The 16,025-nt window shown below is 66.3% G+C and carries 12 protein-coding genes; 8 read left to right on the top strand and 4 right to left on the bottom strand.

Annotated features, from left to right (window positions below; all coding sequences use genetic code 11):
- Positions 1-4 precede the first annotated feature (4 nt).
- The gene (gene ppsA, locus AB4879_RS03510) at positions 5-2,401 is read right to left on the bottom strand and encodes a phosphoenolpyruvate synthase (protein WP_370506457.1); all 2,397 of its coding nucleotides are present in this window, start codon (positions 2,399-2,401) and stop codon (positions 5-7) included.
- 446 nt (positions 2,402-2,847) lie between these two features.
- Here ppsA and AB4879_RS03505 point away from each other — a divergent pair, with 446 nt between their 5' ends.
- The 5 genes from AB4879_RS03505 to AB4879_RS03485 all read left to right on the top strand — a co-directional run bounded on the left by AB4879_RS03505 (position 2,848) and on the right by AB4879_RS03485 (position 7,856).
- On the top strand, positions 2,848-3,216 hold the full coding sequence (locus tag AB4879_RS03505) for an STAS/SEC14 domain-containing protein (protein WP_370506456.1): 369 nt from the start codon (positions 2,848-2,850) through the stop codon (positions 3,214-3,216).
- A 200-nt stretch (positions 3,217-3,416) separates the two neighbouring features.
- Positions 3,417-4,181: a FadR/GntR family transcriptional regulator gene (locus tag AB4879_RS03500; protein WP_370506455.1), complete on the top strand. Its 765-nt coding sequence runs from the start codon at positions 3,417-3,419 to the stop codon at positions 4,179-4,181.
- Between the two features lie 30 nt (positions 4,182-4,211).
- Positions 4,212-5,804: a class I adenylate-forming enzyme family protein gene (locus AB4879_RS03495; protein WP_370506454.1), complete on the top strand. Its 1,593-nt coding sequence runs from the start codon at positions 4,212-4,214 to the stop codon at positions 5,802-5,804.
- On the top strand, positions 5,801-6,574 hold the full coding sequence (locus tag AB4879_RS03490) for a class II aldolase/adducin family protein (protein ID WP_370506453.1): 774 nt from the start codon (positions 5,801-5,803) through the stop codon (positions 6,572-6,574). The genes AB4879_RS03495 and AB4879_RS03490 overlap by 4 nt, the downstream gene beginning before the upstream one ends.
- A 13-nt stretch (positions 6,575-6,587) precedes the next feature.
- Positions 6,588-7,856 (top strand): amidohydrolase family protein, encoded by a 1,269-nt coding sequence (locus AB4879_RS03485; protein ID WP_370506452.1) that lies wholly within the window; start codon positions 6,588-6,590, stop codon positions 7,854-7,856.
- Here AB4879_RS03485 and AB4879_RS03480 read toward each other — a convergent pair.
- Positions 7,850-8,800, bottom strand: coding sequence for a D-2-hydroxyacid dehydrogenase family protein (locus tag AB4879_RS03480; RefSeq protein ID WP_370506451.1), 951 nt, complete (start codon positions 8,798-8,800; stop codon positions 7,850-7,852). The two genes, AB4879_RS03485 and AB4879_RS03480, sit on opposite strands and share 7 nt — an antisense overlap.
- Positions 8,801-8,945: 145 nt before the next feature.
- Here AB4879_RS03480 and AB4879_RS03475 point away from each other — a divergent pair, with 145 nt between their 5' ends.
- A complete protein-coding gene (locus AB4879_RS03475) occupies positions 8,946-9,368 on the top strand; it encodes a nitroreductase family deazaflavin-dependent oxidoreductase (RefSeq protein WP_083116609.1) in 423 nt (140 codons plus the stop codon).
- Between the two features lie 16 nt (positions 9,369-9,384).
- A complete protein-coding gene (locus AB4879_RS03470; protein ID WP_370506450.1) occupies positions 9,385-10,824 on the top strand; it encodes an FAD-dependent oxidoreductase in 1,440 nt (479 codons plus the stop codon).
- Between the two features lie 12 nt (positions 10,825-10,836).
- Here the strand turns inward: AB4879_RS03470 and AB4879_RS03465 are convergent, their stop codons facing one another.
- Together AB4879_RS03465 and AB4879_RS03460 are read right to left on the bottom strand one after the other, a co-directional pair.
- Positions 10,837-13,347 (bottom strand): cellulase family glycosylhydrolase, encoded by a 2,511-nt coding sequence (locus AB4879_RS03465; protein WP_370506449.1) that lies wholly within the window; start codon positions 13,345-13,347, stop codon positions 10,837-10,839.
- Positions 13,348-13,402: 55 nt separating this feature from the next.
- Entirely contained in the window at positions 13,403-14,095 is a 693-nt protein-coding gene (locus AB4879_RS03460) for an alpha/beta fold hydrolase (protein ID WP_370506448.1), read from the bottom strand.
- Positions 14,096-14,366: 271 nt separating this feature from the next.
- Here AB4879_RS03460 and ctaD point away from each other — a divergent pair.
- A partial coding sequence (gene ctaD / locus AB4879_RS03455; protein WP_370506447.1) for a cytochrome c oxidase subunit I occupies positions 14,367-16,025 on the top strand: 1,659 nt, incomplete at its 3' end.

The following is a 16,025-nucleotide window of genomic DNA, read 5'->3' as shown; positions in this document are numbered from 1 at the left end:
GCGTTCATGACGAGTGCGCAAGCTGTTGCTCGAGCTGCAGCAACTGGCCGGTGGTCCTCACCACCGTGTCAGGATTGAGGCTGATCGAATCGATACCGAGGCGGACCAGGAACTCGGCCATGTCGGGATAGTCCGACGGCGCCTGACCACACAGACCCGAGTGGATCCCGTTGCGGCGGCAGCCCTCCACGGCCAGGCGGATCATCTCCATGACTCCCTCGTCGCGTTCGTCGTAGTCGAACGCGACGATCTCGCTGTCTCGGTCGACACCGAGGGTTAGCTGAGTCAGATCGTTGGAACCGATGGAGAATCCGTCGAAGCGTTTGGCGAACTCGTCGATCAGGATTACGTTGTTGGGGATCTCGCACATCGCGTACACCTTGAGCCCGTTCTCGCCGCGGCGCAGACCGAGCTCGGCCATCGTCGCCAGAACCAGGTCCGCCTCGGCGACCCTGCGGACGAACGGCAGCATGAGCACGACGTTGGTCAGGCCCATCTCCTCGCGGACCCGCCGCATCGCGCGGCACTCCAGCGCGAAGCCCTCGGCGTACGCGGGGTGGGCGTAGCGCGAGGCGCCACGGAAACCCAGCATCGGATTACTTTCGGAGGGTTCGAAGCTCGCTCCGCCGACCAGGCTGGCGTACTCATTGGTCTTGAAGTCCGACATCCGCACCACGACGGGCTTCGGCCAGAAGGCGGCCGCAATCGTGCCGATCCCTTCGGAGAGCCGCTCGGCAAAGAAGACAGCCCCGTCGGGATAACCCTGGGTGAGCCGGTCGATGGTGCGGCGAGCCTCGGCGTCGTCGACCTTCTCCGGGTGCAGCAGGGCCATCGGGTGGACCCTGATGTATTCGCTGATGATGAATTCCATCCGCGCCAGTCCCACACCATCGTTGGGTAGGAAGGACGTCTTGAAGGCGAGGTCGGGGTTCCCCAGGTTGATCATGATCTCGGTGCGCGGCCGCGGCATGTCCCCCACTTCGGTGCTATCCACACGGAAGGCCAGCGCGCCGCGGTAGACGCGTCCCGAGTCACCCTCGGCGCACGACACCGTCACAACGGTGCCGTCGGGGACGGACGTGGTCGCGTCGCCTGCGCCCACCACGGCCGGGATGCCGAGTTCCCGGGCGATGATCGAGGCGTGGCAGGTGCGCCCGCCCCGGTTGGTGACGATCGCGGCGGCGGTCTTCATCACCGGCTCCCAGTCGGGAGTGGTGGTGTCGGCGATCAGGACCTCGCCCGGCTGGAACTGCGCCAGATGCGTGACGTTCTCGATCCGCCTTGCGGTGCCGGAGGCGATCCTCTCCCCAACAGAGCGGCCCTCGGAGAGGATCTCGCCCCGGCCCTCGAGCACGTAGCTCTCCAGCGCGGTCATGCTGCGCTGGGAGGCCACCGTCTCCGGCCGGGCCTGCACGATGTAGAGCTTTCCGTCCAGGCCGTCCTTGGCCCACTCCATGTCCATGGGGTGCCCGTAGTGCCCCTCGATCGTGCACGCATAGCCGGCCAGCTCCAGGACGTCGTCATCGGAGAGGCAGAATCGGGCGCGGTCGGCTTTGGGGGTGGGAATGTTGCGCGTGGTGTACTTCGTCTGCCCCTCGACGAAGATCATCTTCACCGCCTTGTCGCCAAGCAGGCGACGCAACACCGCGCGATGCCCGGCCAGGTAGGTCGGCTTGTGGACATAGAACTCGTCGGGGTCGACCGCGCCCTGAACCACGTTCTCGCCGAGACCGTATGCGCCAGTAACGAACACCACGTCGCGAAAGCCCGATTCGGTGTCCAGGGAGAACATCACCCCCGACGAGGCAAGATCGGAGCGCACCATTTTCATCACGCCGATCGACAGCGAGACCTTGAACTGGTCGAAACCCTGATCGAGGCGGTAGTGAATGGCGCGATCGGTGAACAAGCTCGCGAAACACCGGCGGCACGCATCGAGGAGGCTCTCTTCGCCCTTGACGTTGAGATAGGTGTCCTGCTGGCCGGCGAAGCTCGCGGTCGGCAGGTCCTCGGCGGTCGCCGAGGACCGCACAGCCAGACTGACCTCGTCGCCGTACTCGTCTTGGAGCCTGCGGTAGGCCTCGACGATCTCGGTGGCCAGGTCATCGGGAAGCCCGGCGCCGTAGACGATCTCCCGGGCACGTTTGGCCTTGCGTGCCAGCGCGGTGACGTCGGTCGGGTCGAGATCGTCCAGTTCGGCATGCAGCGGTTCCCAGGCGCCGGCGGCATCCAGCATGTAGCGATACGCCTCGGCGGTGATGGCAAAACCGTTCGGGATGCGCACGCCCTGTCCGGCCAGCTTTTGGTACATCTCGCCCAGCGAGGCGTTCTTGCCGCCCACCAACGGCACATCGGCGATGCCGAACTCCTCGAAGAAGCGGACGTATTTGGGCATGCTCATGATCTATCCCTTCCCGACGCGCAAATGCGGTCGGATCCTGGCTCCCGCATGCAGTGGGGCCAAGATCCGCGAGTGCCGTTGCCCGACAACGCCTTCTCCACACCTGTCAACTTCGCACGGGGCGACACCCGCAGACAGGGCCGAAGGTCACCACATCGACAACACGGCCGCAAGTCCCGTCGGAAAATGGCGTGGCGTATCTGCTGGTTCGCGTGGCGGGAGACGCCCACAGCGGGGCTTGCGGTTGGTCGCTCTTTTAGCTGTTGTGCCGCACCGGGTTTCCGCGACGCTCTTGATGACAGACAACTCGGTGTTGACGTGCTTCCGGACGAGGGTCGACGGGTGTCAGGCGTGACGACTTCTGCCGGTGGAGCCGTCCGCACTGCCCACGACTCGGTGACCTTGGACCCTTATCCATCCGGAATTGTGGGCGCAACATCGCCGGGATGATCACCTACGACCTGGACAAAGCGAGTTCCATCCTCACGGTGCACCCGGAGTCCTCGCTCGACAAGGACGACTTCGATCAGATGGCCAAGGCGATTGACCCCGAGATCGAGGCCCACGGCGATCTCGCCGGCCTGATCATCAACGCGCAGGCCTTCCCCGGTTGGGACAGCTTCGGCTCGATGGTGACCCATTTCCGCTTCATCCGCGACCACCAGAAGCACATCAAGAAGGTTGCGGTGGTGACCGACTCCCACATGGGGGACGCCGCCGAACACTTGGCGTCGCATTTCGTCTCAGCGGAGGTCAGGCATTTCCCCGCCGACCACGTCGAGCAGGCTCGACAGTGGATATCCGGCGGTCCATAAGTGCTGTGCTGCAACGCCACTGGTGCCTCAGCTTGCTGGCTACACCCGAGTGGTGAATAGCGATGTGAATGCTCGATTCGTGACCGAGTCGGCCATCGGGCTTTGCGAACGAAAGACCACCGTGCTCGGCGTTCGCCTCAGCCGTCGGGCCGATGCTTGTACGATGCACATCATTTGCAAGCGCGATAGAGAACCGGTCCGTGTCAGAACCAACGATTCAATTCCGCCGCCTCGCCGAGCAGGTTGCTGATCAACTTCGACGGCGAATTCTGTTGGGCGAGCTGGCCGACGGCAGCATCCTGCCCAAAGAGGACGAACTGCTGCGCGAGTTCCCGGTGAGCAAGCCGTCGCTGCGCGAAGCGATGCGCATCCTGGAGGCCGAGGGACTGCTGCGGGTGCGGCGCGGCAAACTCGGGGGCGCGGTGGTGCGCCGCCCCAACGCCGCGAACGTCGCCTACACGATCGGACTGGTACTCGGCTCGCAGGACGTGAGCCTGTCGGATGTGGGTGGGGCGCTGCGGCAGATGGAGCCGGCGTGCGCGGCATTGTGCGCCGAACGGCCCGACCGAGGACACATGGTCGTTCCGGCACTGCGTGAACTGCACGCCGAGGCAGTCGAGGCCGCCGACGACTTCCAGAGCGCGATTTCGGCGAGCCGTCGCTTCCACGAGGCGCTGGTCGCCCTGTGCGGGAACCAGACCATGATCATGCTGGCCGGGGCGCTCGAGACGCTGTGGTCGGCGCACGAGCAGGGCTGGTCGACGCGGGTGAGCGACGAGGGCATCGTCCCCGTCGACGAGCGTCTGGCCGTCCTCGAGGAGCACCGGCAGGTGATCGACGCGATCGAGGCCGGCGATGCCCGCCGGGCTCATGACCTCGCCGCCGCGCATTTGATCACCGCCCAGCACTACCCCGGTTCGGCGGGAATGGTCGACCCCGCGATGGTGCGGCACTGGGATCATTGACGCCGGTCCTTATTTTCATATGATTTGGTGATGGCTGATCCCGCCGTCGTGACCAGCGCCGAAGCGGCGCACTACCGGGCCGCCGGCTGGTGGACGGACACGACACTGTCCGACTGCGTACGTCGCAACGCGGCGGGCTCCCCCGACAAGGCCGCCTACGTCGACTTCATTCTCGACTCTTCGGAACGGGCGCTGACCTGGTCGGAGTTCGACAACGCCGCCACCAACCTGGCCGTGCGGCTGCAGCGTCTGGGCGTGGCCCCGGGCGACCGGGTGGCGGTCTGGCACGGCGACAGCATCGCCATCCACGTCCTGCTGGTGGCGATTGAGCGCTGCGGCGCGGTGAGCGTCGGCCTCGGGGCGCGCGCCGGGGTCCGCGAGGCCGCGCAGATCATGCGGACCGCGCAACCCTCGCTTCTGGTCAGCGACGAGGCGCGCGCCGCGCAGGCCGCGCAGGCCGCCGCCGACGCATCCGTGCGAGCCGTGGTGATCGGGGCCGGCGACCTCACCATCGACACCGCTCCGGGCTCCATGACCGAGCTCTCACCAGTCGGCCCCGACGACGCCTTCCTGATCAACTCCACCTCGGGCACCACCGGGCTGCCGAAATGTGTCGTGCACACCCAGAATCGGTGGCACTACTTTCATCAGAAGGCGGTCGCCAACGGCGAGTTGACCTCCGACGACATCTTCCTTCCGGTCATCCCCACCCCGTTCGGCTTCGGGATCTGGACCTCCCACACGACACCCATCTACCTCGGGGCGACGACCGTGCGCATCGAGCGGTTCGACGCCGCGGCGACATGCGCCGCCATCGAACGCCATCGAGCGACCGTACTGTGCTGTGTGAGTACGCAATTGATGATGATCCTGGCCAACGACGCCTCGCGCGAGCATGACCTGTCCAGTCTGCGGGTGGTGTTCACCGGCGGCGAGCCACTGCCGTACACCCAGGCCGCGCGGTTCGAGGAACTCACCGGCGTCACGATCCTGCAGTTCTACGGGTCCAACGAGACCGGCATGCTCAGCGCCACCACCGTCGACGACTCACTGCACCATCGGCTGCGGACCGCCGGGCGCATCGTCCCCGAGATGCAGGTCCGGCTCTTCGACGGCGACGACGATGTCACGAAATCCGGTCGGGGGCAGCCCGCTTGCCGCGGGCCTGCGCTCAGCCTCGGCTATCTGGGCGGCACCGATCACGACAAGCTGTACACCAAGGACGGCTGGATGCGGATGGGCGACATCTGCGAGCTGGACGACGACGGCTACCTGGTGCTGGCGGGACGAACCTCGGATTTCATCCTGCGCGGCGGTAAGAACATCAGCGCGGTCGCGGTGGAGGAGGTCGTGGCCAGCCACCCCGCCATCGCGGTGGCCGCCGCCGTGGCCATGCCCGATCCCCTGTTCGGGGAGCGGGTGTGCGTGTTCGCCGAACTCAAGAATCCCGGTGCCACGCTCGTGCTCGGCGACCTCGTCGAGCACCTGCTGGCGCAGGGGGTCTCCAAAGAGCTGCTGCCCGAACGGCTCGAGGTGCTCGACGAGTTGCCCCGGTCGTCCGGCGGCAAGATCGCCAAAGGCCAACTCCGCGAAACTATTCGATCAATACTGGAGCAATCATGAGCACACCGGAAGTGCGCCGGGGCGGCCTGGGAGTATGGGCGCCCTCGACGATGCCGCCCATCGGCGTCGACCTCACCGACGAGCAGAAGATGGCGATCGCGTTTCGCCACCTCGCCGACATCGGGTTCGCGGAGAACATGGCCGGGCACATCACCTGGCAACCCGACGGGCACCGCGAGATGTTCGTCAACCCCTGGGGGCTGTGGTGGCAGGAGCTCACCGCATCCGATATCTGCGTCGTCGACGAGGACGCCCACGTGGTCCGCGGCCGCTGGGATGTCACCCCGGCCATCCACCTGCACACCGAGATCCACCGGCAGCGGCCCGACGCCCGGGTGGTGATCCACAACCACCCGTACTACGTCAGTCTCATCGCCGCGCTGGGAATGCTGCCCGAACTCGTCCACCAGACCGGAGCGCTGTTCCTCGACGACATGTATCTGGTGGACAAGTACGACGGCGAGATCGACGCTCCCTGGCGCGCAGCCGAACTCGCAGGCCAGATCGGATCGGCCAACCTGATCATCCTGGCCAACCACGGCGTGATCGCCACCGGGCATGATCTGGCCTCGGCGGTGTACCGGGCGGTGTCCATCGAACGGGTGTGTCGACTGGCCTACGACGTCCTGGTCAGCGGGCGCGAGCCGTCGAAGATGAATCACGGCGACCTGGTCGGCATGCAGGCCTCGCTGATCGAACGTGCCGCCGACGTGTACTGGGCCGGGGCGGCGCGCATGACCATCAAGGCCGACCGCGGCGTGCTGGACTGAAAGGAACTCTGCCATGGCTTCCATCGAGGATCTGCAGTCGAATCTGAGCTTCACCACCGCCAAGACCGGTGCCGACCGCACCGTGACGTTCCTGCCCGAACCCGAACGTGCCGAACGGTTTTACACAGTCATCTCGGTCGACGATCACATCGTCGAACCACCGGACACCTTCGAGGGCCGGGTACCGAGCAAGTTCGCCGACCGGGCGCCGCGGGTGGTCGACACCGAGGACGGCGGCCAGACCTGGATGTACGACGGTAAGTCGCTGCCCAATGTCGGGTTCAATGCGGTGGTCGGCAGGCCGGTGTCGGAGTACGGCTTCGAGCCGGCCAGGTTCGACGAAATGCGCCGCGGTGCCTGGGATATCCATGCCCGGGTCAAGGACATGGATGTCAACGGCGTGTACGCGTCGCTGAACTTTCCGTCCTTCCTGCCCGGCTTCGCCGGCCAGCGCCTGCAGCAGGTGACCACCGATCGGGACCTGGCGATGGCGTCGGTGCGAGCCTGGAACGACTGGCACATCGACGCGTGGGCCGGTGCCTACCCCGACCGGATCATCCCCTGCCAGCTGCCCTGGCTGCTCGACCCCGACGTCGGCGCACAGATGATCTACGAGAACGCCGAACGGGGATTCCATGCGGTGACGTTCAGCGAGAACCCCGCGCTGCTGGGGCTGCCGACCATCCACTCGGGGTACTGGGAGCCGATGATGGCGGCCTGCGCGGAGACAGGCACGGTGGTGAACCTGCACATCGGCTCGTCGGGAACCTCACCGTCGACCACCGATGACGCCCCGCCCGACGTGCCGGGTGTGCTGTTCTTCGCCTATGCGATCAGCGCGGCCGTCGACTGGCTGTACTCGGGCGTGTGCACCCGATATCCGGACCTTCGAATCTGCTTGTCGGAAGGCGGAATCGGCTGGGTGGCCGGCCTGCTGGACCGCCTCGACCACATGCTGAGCTACCACGAGATGTACGGGACCTGGAAGCGCCTCGGGGAGACGCTGACGCCGGCGGAGGTGTTCACCCGCAACTTCCGGTTCTGCGCGGTCGAGGACCAGTCGTCGTTCGTCCAGTACGACCGGATCGGCGCGGACAACATCATGCTGGAGGCGGATTACCCGCACTGCGACTCGACGTGGCCACACACCCAGCGCACCATCCGCGAACAGATCAGCGGCCTCCCTGACGAGATCATCCGCAAGGTGACATGGGAGAACGCCTCACGGCTCTACCAGCATCCGGTGCCAGTGGCCGTGCAGCAGGATCCGAACGCCTACTGATTGCGGTCGAGCCACTCCCCGATGGCGGCGACGGCATCGCGAAAGAAGATGCGGTACGGGCGGTCGGCGACATACCCGATGTGCGGGGTGGCGATGACGTTGTCGAGGGTGCGCAGCGGATGCCCGGGCGGTAGCGGCTCGGTGTCGAAGACGTCGAGCGCGGCCGTGATGGTGGTGGATCTCAGCGCGTCGACCAGTGCCGATTCGTCGACGATCGGACCGCGAGAGGTGTTGACCAGCACCGCTTTTGGCTTCATCTGCGCCAGCTCGGCCGCACCGACCAAGCCCGTGGAACGCTCGCTGAGCTTCATGTGGATGGTCAGCACGTCGGATCGGCTGAACAGCTCGTCCTTGCCGACGTAGGTCGCCCCGGCCTCGGCAGCCGCCTCCGGGGTGAGGTTCTCACTCCAGGCGATGACGTCCATGCCGAACGCCTCACCGATGCGGGCGACGCGGGCACCGATGCGGCCCAACCCGAGGATGCCGAGGACCCGGCCGGACAGTTCACGGCCCACCCCGGTCTGCCATCCACCGTCGCGCACCGACCGCGCCTCCGTGACCAGATCGCGGGCGCCGGCCAGGATGAGGGCCCAGGTCAGTTCGACCGTCGAGGCCACAGTGCCACCGGTGGTCCCGACATGGATGCCGTGGTCGTCGGCGGCAGCCATGTCGATGGACGCGTTGAACGGGCCCGTCGAGGCGATCATCTTCAGATTCGGCAGGCGTTCGATGATGCTGCGCGGCAACGGGGTTCGCTCCCTCATCACGAACACGACATCGAACGGGGCCAGACGCGCGACGAGTTCGTCAGCATCGGACACGTGGTCGTTGAACACCGTGATGTCTGCGCGGCCGGCGACCGCGGACCAATCGGTCATGGTCAACGCCACGTTCTGGTAGTCGTCGAGGACCGCCACTTGCGCCCGTCCGGTGTCACTGATCATGCCCGCAGGCTAACCCGATCGGCGCTAGAGTCAACGATCAGTGACCCTGCTGCCGTCGTGATCCGGCGCGATTTCCGGCGCACAGCGCCGATTACCGCGCCCAAGATGAGGGAATAGTCCAACCACGAGAGGAGTTGAGCGGTCCATGACTGAGAATGCGGAGTTGAGCCCCACTGATTGGGTGCGGGAGCAGACCGAACAGATTCTGAAGCAAGGCACCACCGACGGCGTCCACATCATGGATCGCCCGGTCGTCCTGTTCACCACCACCGGCGCCAAGTCCGGCAAGAAGCGCTACGTGCCGCTGATGCGCGTCGAGGAGAACGGCAAGTACGCGATGGTCGCCTCCAAGGGCGGTGACCCGGCGCATCCGTCGTGGTATTTCAACGTCAAGGCCAATCCCACGGTGACCGCCCAGGATGGCGAAACGACCGTGACGCTGACCGCCCGCGAGGTGTCCGGCGAGGAGCGCGAGCACTGGTGGAAGCTGGCCGTCGAGGCCTACCCGCCCTACGCCGAATATCAGACCAAGACCGATCGTCTGATCCCGGTTTTCGTGCTGGAGTAGCACTAGCATTCGGCCTGTGTCGGGGCAGATGTCCCGCCAGGAATTCATCCGGCGGGCAGTGGGCGGGCTGGCGGGCGCGGCCCTACTGAGCGCGTGCCGCACCGTCACACCCCGCGCGGTGTCTAGTCCCGGCCCGCCCGACTGGGCGGGTCTGCGCGGCCGACTCGACGGCACGCTGTTGCTGCCCGCCGACCCGCAGTATGCGGCGGCGAAAAGCACCTTCAATTCACGCTTCGACGGATCCGCGCCGGCGGCGGTGCTGGCGGCCGCCTCCGTCGCGGACGTGCAGAGGGCGGTCGAGTTCGCGTCGAGTCACCACATCGGGGTCAGTGTGCGCAGCGGCGGGCACTCCTACATCGGCGCGTCGTCGCTCGATGCCACGCTGGTGATCAACCTGCGTCGGCTGCCCGGTGGCATCGACGCCGGCAGCGACACGATGACGGTGTCCCCCGCCACTGACCTGGATCCCGTCCAGACCGCACTCGCGTCGCGGGGCCGGTCGATTCCGTCCGGCAGCTGCCCGACGGTCGCCGTCGCGGGACTGACGCTGGGTGGTGGTCTGGGTTCGGACGCCCGCCTGCACGGGCTGACGTGCGACGCGCTGGTGTCGGCGACGTTGGTGTTGCCCAGCGGCGACGTGCTGTCGGCGTCGGCTGACGACCATCCCGAGGTGTTCTGGGCGCTGCGGGGTGGCGGTGGCGGCAATCTCGGCGTCGTGACGTCGATGACGTTTCGCACCTTCCCCGTCACCGACCGCGACGTGGTCACCATCGCCTTTCCGATGGATGCGGCGGCCGCCGCCATCGCCGGTTGGCAGCAGTGGCAGCAGGCGGCCGATCGTGACATCTGGGGCATGGTCAACATCACCGCCGGGGACGGTCCTGGCCGCTGCACGGTCATCCTGGCAACTCCGCCGGGCAGCGGGCCTGCGGTCGCCGGCGACATGCTTGCCGCCGCCGGGTTGTCGGCGTCGTCGACCCGAACCCGCACACTCAACCGGACGGACTTCGTGCACTACTTCGAGGGCGGCGACGCCGCCCGGCTGCCGCGCGCGTTTGTCGCCGGATCCGACATCGTCGGCGAAATGACCTCGGCGGCAGCGGAATCCATTGTCACCGCGATGGCGGCATGGCCGGCCGGCGCGGGCTCGGCGACGGCGGTGGTGGAGTCGCTGTCCGGCGCGGTCGGCGACGTCGATCCGGCGGCAAGCGCCTTCCCGTGGCGTCGGCAGGCGGCCTCTGTTCAGTGGTACACCGAGGCAAGCTCCGACGCGGCCACCGGCTGGCTCACCGCGGCACACCAGGCGCTGGGGTCGGCATCGGTGGGCGGCTACATCAACTACCCCGAAAGCGGCGAACCGCTTGGGCGGTACCTCGGGCCGAACCTGCAGCGGTTCAACGCCATCCGCCACAGATACGATCCGGCCGGGGTGATGGTGTCCGGTATCGGCGGATGACACGCGCGCCGCTTACGGCGCGGGGCTCACCACGACGTTGACGGTGGTGGCGCCGGAATCGGAGGCGACGACGAGTTGTGCGGCGTTGGCAGCCGAGACGACATGGCCGCCGGTGACCGTCACCTGGTAGCCGTTCGGGAACTCCACTCCTGGTACCGAGATAGCGGTCAGAGCACCGTCGGCGAACGTTCCGGAACCATCGACCTTCGCGGTGGAATATCCAAACGTGAAGGTGCCGTTGGTGAACGACCAGGACTTCGGCGTGCCCGACACCAGCTGCGGGTAGGGCGACGCCAAGGTCAGCAGGTTGCCGGTATTCACGTTGTCGCCGACCGGCGGCTTGGTCGGGTCGTACACCAGACCCTCGACATCCGGCGATCCGGTGATGTCACCGGCGCCGGTGTAGGCCCATTCGGCCCAACTCATGAAGTACCGGTCGCCGGACTTCATTTCCTTGGTGAGGGTGTCGATGTCACTGGTGGCACCGAACTCGTTCATCATCGCCGGGACGTTGTGCCGCTTGGAGTAGTTCTCGGCTTGTACCGCAAGTGTATTGGCGATCTTGGTGCACAGCGCACCACCGATCGGGCCGCAGTAGTTGTGGAATGCCAGGACGTAGTTCGGGTCAGCGACCCGGCCGAGCAGCGCAACCGGGATGCCGAGCAGGGTCGGCACTTCGGTGACCGCGGGGTTGGGCGGTTCCAGATAGAGCGGCGTCGTGCCGTCGACCGAGCGGATGGCGGCAGCGACCTGGTTGTACATCGGGGTCAGTTGTTGCGTGACGAAGAACGAGCCGCCGAGCAGCGCGACCGGATAGTTCGAGCCGGGGAACGGTTCGTTCATGATGTCGTAGCCGATGACCGCGGAATTGCCCGCGAAATAGCTCGCGACGTGCTGCCAGGTCAGCGCGTAATTGTCCAGCAGCCCAATATTGTTCGGCGCATCGGCGTTGCCCCAGAACGCATCCCAGGCATGCCCGAGGGCGCCGTTGACGTAATAGTTTCCAGGGAATCCGGAGTTCTTGTTGGGCCGTCCGCCGCCGTCGGATGCCCATTCGGGTGCACCCTCGCCGTAGAAGGTGCCGCTGTAGAGGTCTTGGTGCATGTCGATGACGGTGTAGATCCCGTGGTCGGCCAGCATCTGCACCGTGGCTTTGATCGAGTCGAGGTAGGCGGTGTTGATCACTCCCGGCTGCGGCTCCACCCCCGCCCAGATGACGCCCAGCCGCACCACATTGAATCCGTTGTCGGCCAGGAACTGTGCGTCCTGCTCGTTGAAGCCGCTGGCGGACGGTTCGTACGGGGCCAGTTTGTAGACCTCGTTGACACCATGCAGGAGGACGGCCTGTCCGGCACCGTTGGTGAGCCAGGTACCGATCTGCGACAGCGGCGGTACCGATCCGGTGGTGGGCGCAGCCGCGGCTTGTGCACCCGAGTTGCCCACGGCGCCATGGTTTCCGAGCCAGCCGGCCGAGCCGCCGGCTCCACCGAGCGCCGGTAGACCCACGGAGGCCCCGCCCACACCGCTCTTACCCGCATTGCCACCACCGCCGCCGCTGCCGAGGAACGTCGCGCCGTTGCCGCCGTTACCGCCCCGTCCGCCGTCGGTCCCGTCACCGCCGACCCCGCCGTGCCCGCCGACACCGAAGACCAGGCCCGTTGCGTCGCCGCCGGCACCTCCGCGTCCTCCGACGGCGCCGACGACAGCAGCGCCGGCATTACCGCCTGCGCCGCCGATCCCCATCAGCTGCCCGCCGGCACCGCCCGCGCCGCCATCAGCCCCCGCCCCGCCGGTTCCACCGGCTCCGCCGTTGCCCAGTGCGCCGGCTCGGCCACCTGCACCGCCCGACACCCCGGCCTCGGTGCTGTTCCATCCGGCGCCACCGTCGCCGAGAAGCCACCCGCCTGCGCCGCCGTTGTGGTTGGCAGCGGTGCCGTCGACGCCGTTGCCGATTACGTAAGACCCGGCAGCGGAGTTGATGAAGTCGTCGACCTGCCGGCCGATCTCGCTGGCGATCCACGCCTGCACGACAACGTGAAGCGGGGTGTAGACCAGCTGCTGAAACACCGCCGTCAGGTTCGGCGGTGCCGAAATGTGGGCCACCGCCGAGGCATTCGTCGGCGAGGTGGCAGCTGCGATCGGTGCCGCCGCTGCAACCCGTGCGGACCTGCTTTGGCTAGCTGAGGTTTCCAACGTCCCAACCGCGGTGGCCAGGGCGAGTTCGGCGGCGTTGACCGGCTCCTTGGGCTCAGCTGCGGCGGCCCGGACGGTCGATTTCACCGTCGTCGACGTCACCTTCTGCGTCGGAGCCTGCCGTTTGGGCACCGAATTGGCGCCCGCCTTGGTTGCTCGCGGAGTGCTCGGACCGGCCGCATGGCCACGGGCAGAGGAGGCCGCCGGGCGGGCGTTGCCGGAGTCGTCAGAGTCTGCCCATGCGACCGCCGCCGACGAGGCCAGTGCCGCACCGATACCCAGCGCGACCGCCAGACCACCGACTCGACCGATATGAGCAGACGCTTTCATGCATCTGTGTATACGGGACCTGGCTCAGCAGTGGAGTCAATTTGCCGCCACTGTCTCATTCCGCGGCGCTCAGCAACCGCTCCGCGAAGTCGGCGGGCTGGACGAACGGAGACATGTGAGCCCACTCGTCCACGATCTGAAGACGGGCATCGGGCAGGTCAGCCGCCAGTGTCGACATCACCTCGGGGGTGCACCCGAGATCCTGTCGGCCGCAGAGCAGGGTTGCCGGCGACCGAATCTGCGCAAGCTCCGCCCTGCGGTCGTAGGTTGCCAGCGCCTCCAGTGTGGTCGCGTAGGCCGACGGTGACACCTGTGTCAGGCGCCGGCGGACGTCGTAGATCACCGGGCCCTCGTCGGCGATCTCGGCTGCGGTGAACCAGCGCGCGATGGTGGCCTCGATGTCGAGCGGCGTTCCCGCGCGCAACGCGCGTGCCGCATCGTGAAATTCGGGCACCGGGATATCGCGCGTGCAGACCAGAATCAATCGGCGAATGCGATGCGGCGCAAGCAAAGCCATTTCCATCGCCACTTGTCCGCCTAGGGAGTGCCCGACCACGATCAGCGGCGGGTCAGGCTCGTCGTCCAACACCGCCTCGGCGAGGCGCTGTTGAAGGAGACCGTCGGCCTGCGGTCGGTTGAGGTCGGGGGCACTCGAATCGGCAGGCAGATGGGCACGGACCGCATCCCAGATGCTGGGGTCGAGCGGCGTGCCGTGAAGAAGCATCCATCGCGCTGTGGGTTTCGACATAGGTCCTCGACGTGATTGTCCACGAGCGCTTGGCGCCGGTTGGTCCGATGCGCGCTCGACACCCCGACGCGGTCACATCAGCGGCATCAATTCGGGTGCCGTCGTCTCTCGGTTCGGTGACTTTCGTCCCTGGTCGGTGGCGGTAGCGAAGCGGAAGGTGATGCCGTGGCGGCATCGACTGCCGAGGTGACGCCTGCACGCGATTGGAGGCCCTTCGTGATCGTCCGCGACGTTGACGTGTTCACGCCACTGCCCGGAGGTAGAGCAACCCATGACAGCTGAAGCGCCTCCCCTCGAAAAGCTCGAGGCCGGCCGGCCGTTTCCGGCCCGGACTGGCCCCAAAGGCAGCCTGATTTACAAGCTGGTCACGACGACCGATCACAAGTTGATCGGCATCATGTACTGCGTCGCCTGCTTCATTTTCTTCTTCATGGGCGGTTTGATGGCGCTGTTCATCCGCGCCGAGCTGGCCGTGCCCGGGCTGCAGTTCCTGTCGAATGAGCAGTACAACCAGCTGTTCACCATGCACGGCACGGCGATGTTGCTGTTTTATGCGACGCCGATCGTGTTCGGGTTCGCCAACCTGGTGTTGCCGTTGCAGATCGGCGCCCCCGACGTCGCGTTCCCACGGCTGAACGCATTGTCGTTCTGGCTGTTCGTCTTCGGCGCGATGATCGCGCTGGCCGGGTTCATCACCCCGGGTGGTGCGGCCGACTTCGGCTGGACCGCCTACGTCCCGCTGTCGGATGCGGTCCACAGCCCGGGTGCCGGCGCCGACCTGTGGATCCTGGGCGTCGCGGTCGGTGGTCTGGGCACCATCCTCGGCGCGGTGAACATGATCACCACGGTGGTGTGCATGCGCGCCCCGGGCATGACCATGTTCCGGATGCCGATCTTCACCTGGAACATCTTCGTCACCTCGATCCTGGTGCTGATCATCTTTCCGCTGCTCACCGCGGCGCTGTTCGGCCTGGCCGCCGACCGTCGCCTCGGTGCGCACATCTACGACCCCGCCAACGGCGGGATGATCCTGTTCCAGCATCTGTTCTGGTTCTTCGGGCACCCCGAGGTGTACGTGCTGGCCTTGCCGTTTTTCGGCATCATTTCGGAGATCTTGCCGGTGTTCTCCCGTAAGCCGATCTTCGGCTACACGACCCTCGTGTACGCGACGATCAGCATCGCGGCGCTCTCGGTCGCAGTGTGGGCTCACCACTTGTATGTGACCGGAGCCGTTCTGCTGCCGTTCTTTTCGTTCATGACGTTCCTGATCGCGGTGCCCACCGGCATCAAGTTCTTCAACTGGATCGGGACCATGTGGAGGGGCCGGCTGACGTTCGAGACGCCGATGCTGTTCTCGATGGGTTTCTTGGTGACGTTCTTGCTCGGTGGCCTATCCGGTGTCCTACTGGCCAGCCCGCCGCTGGACTTCCACGTCAGCGATACGTATTTCGTTGTCGCACACTTCCACTACGTGCTGTTCGGCGTAATCGTGTTCGCGACGTTCGCCGGCATCTACTTCTGGTTCCCGAAGATGACCGGCCGCCTGCTCGACGAGCGGCTGGGCAAGGTGCACTTCTGGTTGACGTTCATCGGCTTCCACACCACGTTCCTGGTGCAGCACTGGCTCGGCGACGCGGGCATGCCCCGCCGCTACGCCGACTACCTGCCGTCCGACGGCTTCACCACCCTCAACATCATCTCCACAATCGGCGCCTTCACCCTCGGCATCTCGATGCTGCCGTTCGTCTGGAACGTGTTCAAGAGCTGGCGTTACGGCGAGGTCGTCACCGTCGACGATCCGTGGGGTTACGGCAACTCGCTGGAGTGGGCCACCTCGTGCCCGCCGCCGCGGCACAACTTCACCGAGCTGCCCCGAATCCGTTCGGAGCGCCCGGCATTCGAACTGCACTACCCGCACATGATCGAGCGG

Source organism: Mycobacterium sp. SA01, from assembly GCF_041287105.1.
In the GTDB taxonomy this organism is placed as follows: Bacteria; Actinomycetota; Actinomycetes; order Mycobacteriales; family Mycobacteriaceae; genus Mycobacterium.
This window is presented reverse-complemented; position numbering and strand designations above follow the sequence as displayed.

Coding starts and splice junctions, on each gene's coding strand:
- AB4879_RS03490 (WP_370506453.1), top strand. CDS start 5,801: ATGAGCACACCGGAAGTGCGCCGGGGCGGCCTGGGAGTATGGGCGCCC.
- AB4879_RS03465 (WP_370506449.1), bottom strand. CDS start 13,347: ATGAAAGCGTCTGCTCATATCGGTCGAGTCGGTGGTCTGGCGGTCGCG.
- AB4879_RS03485 (WP_370506452.1), top strand. CDS start 6,588: ATGGCTTCCATCGAGGATCTGCAGTCGAATCTGAGCTTCACCACCGCC.
- AB4879_RS03505 (WP_370506456.1), top strand. CDS start 2,848: ATGATCACCTACGACCTGGACAAAGCGAGTTCCATCCTCACGGTGCAC.
- ppsA (WP_370506457.1), bottom strand. CDS start 2,401: ATGAGCATGCCCAAATACGTCCGCTTCTTCGAGGAGTTCGGCATCGCC.
- AB4879_RS03475 (WP_083116609.1), top strand. CDS start 8,946: ATGACTGAGAATGCGGAGTTGAGCCCCACTGATTGGGTGCGGGAGCAG.
- AB4879_RS03460 (WP_370506448.1), bottom strand. CDS start 14,095: ATGTCGAAACCCACAGCGCGATGGATGCTTCTTCACGGCACGCCGCTC.
- AB4879_RS03480 (WP_370506451.1), bottom strand. CDS start 8,800: ATGATCAGTGACACCGGACGGGCGCAAGTGGCGGTCCTCGACGACTAC.
- AB4879_RS03495 (WP_370506454.1), top strand. CDS start 4,212: ATGGCTGATCCCGCCGTCGTGACCAGCGCCGAAGCGGCGCACTACCGG.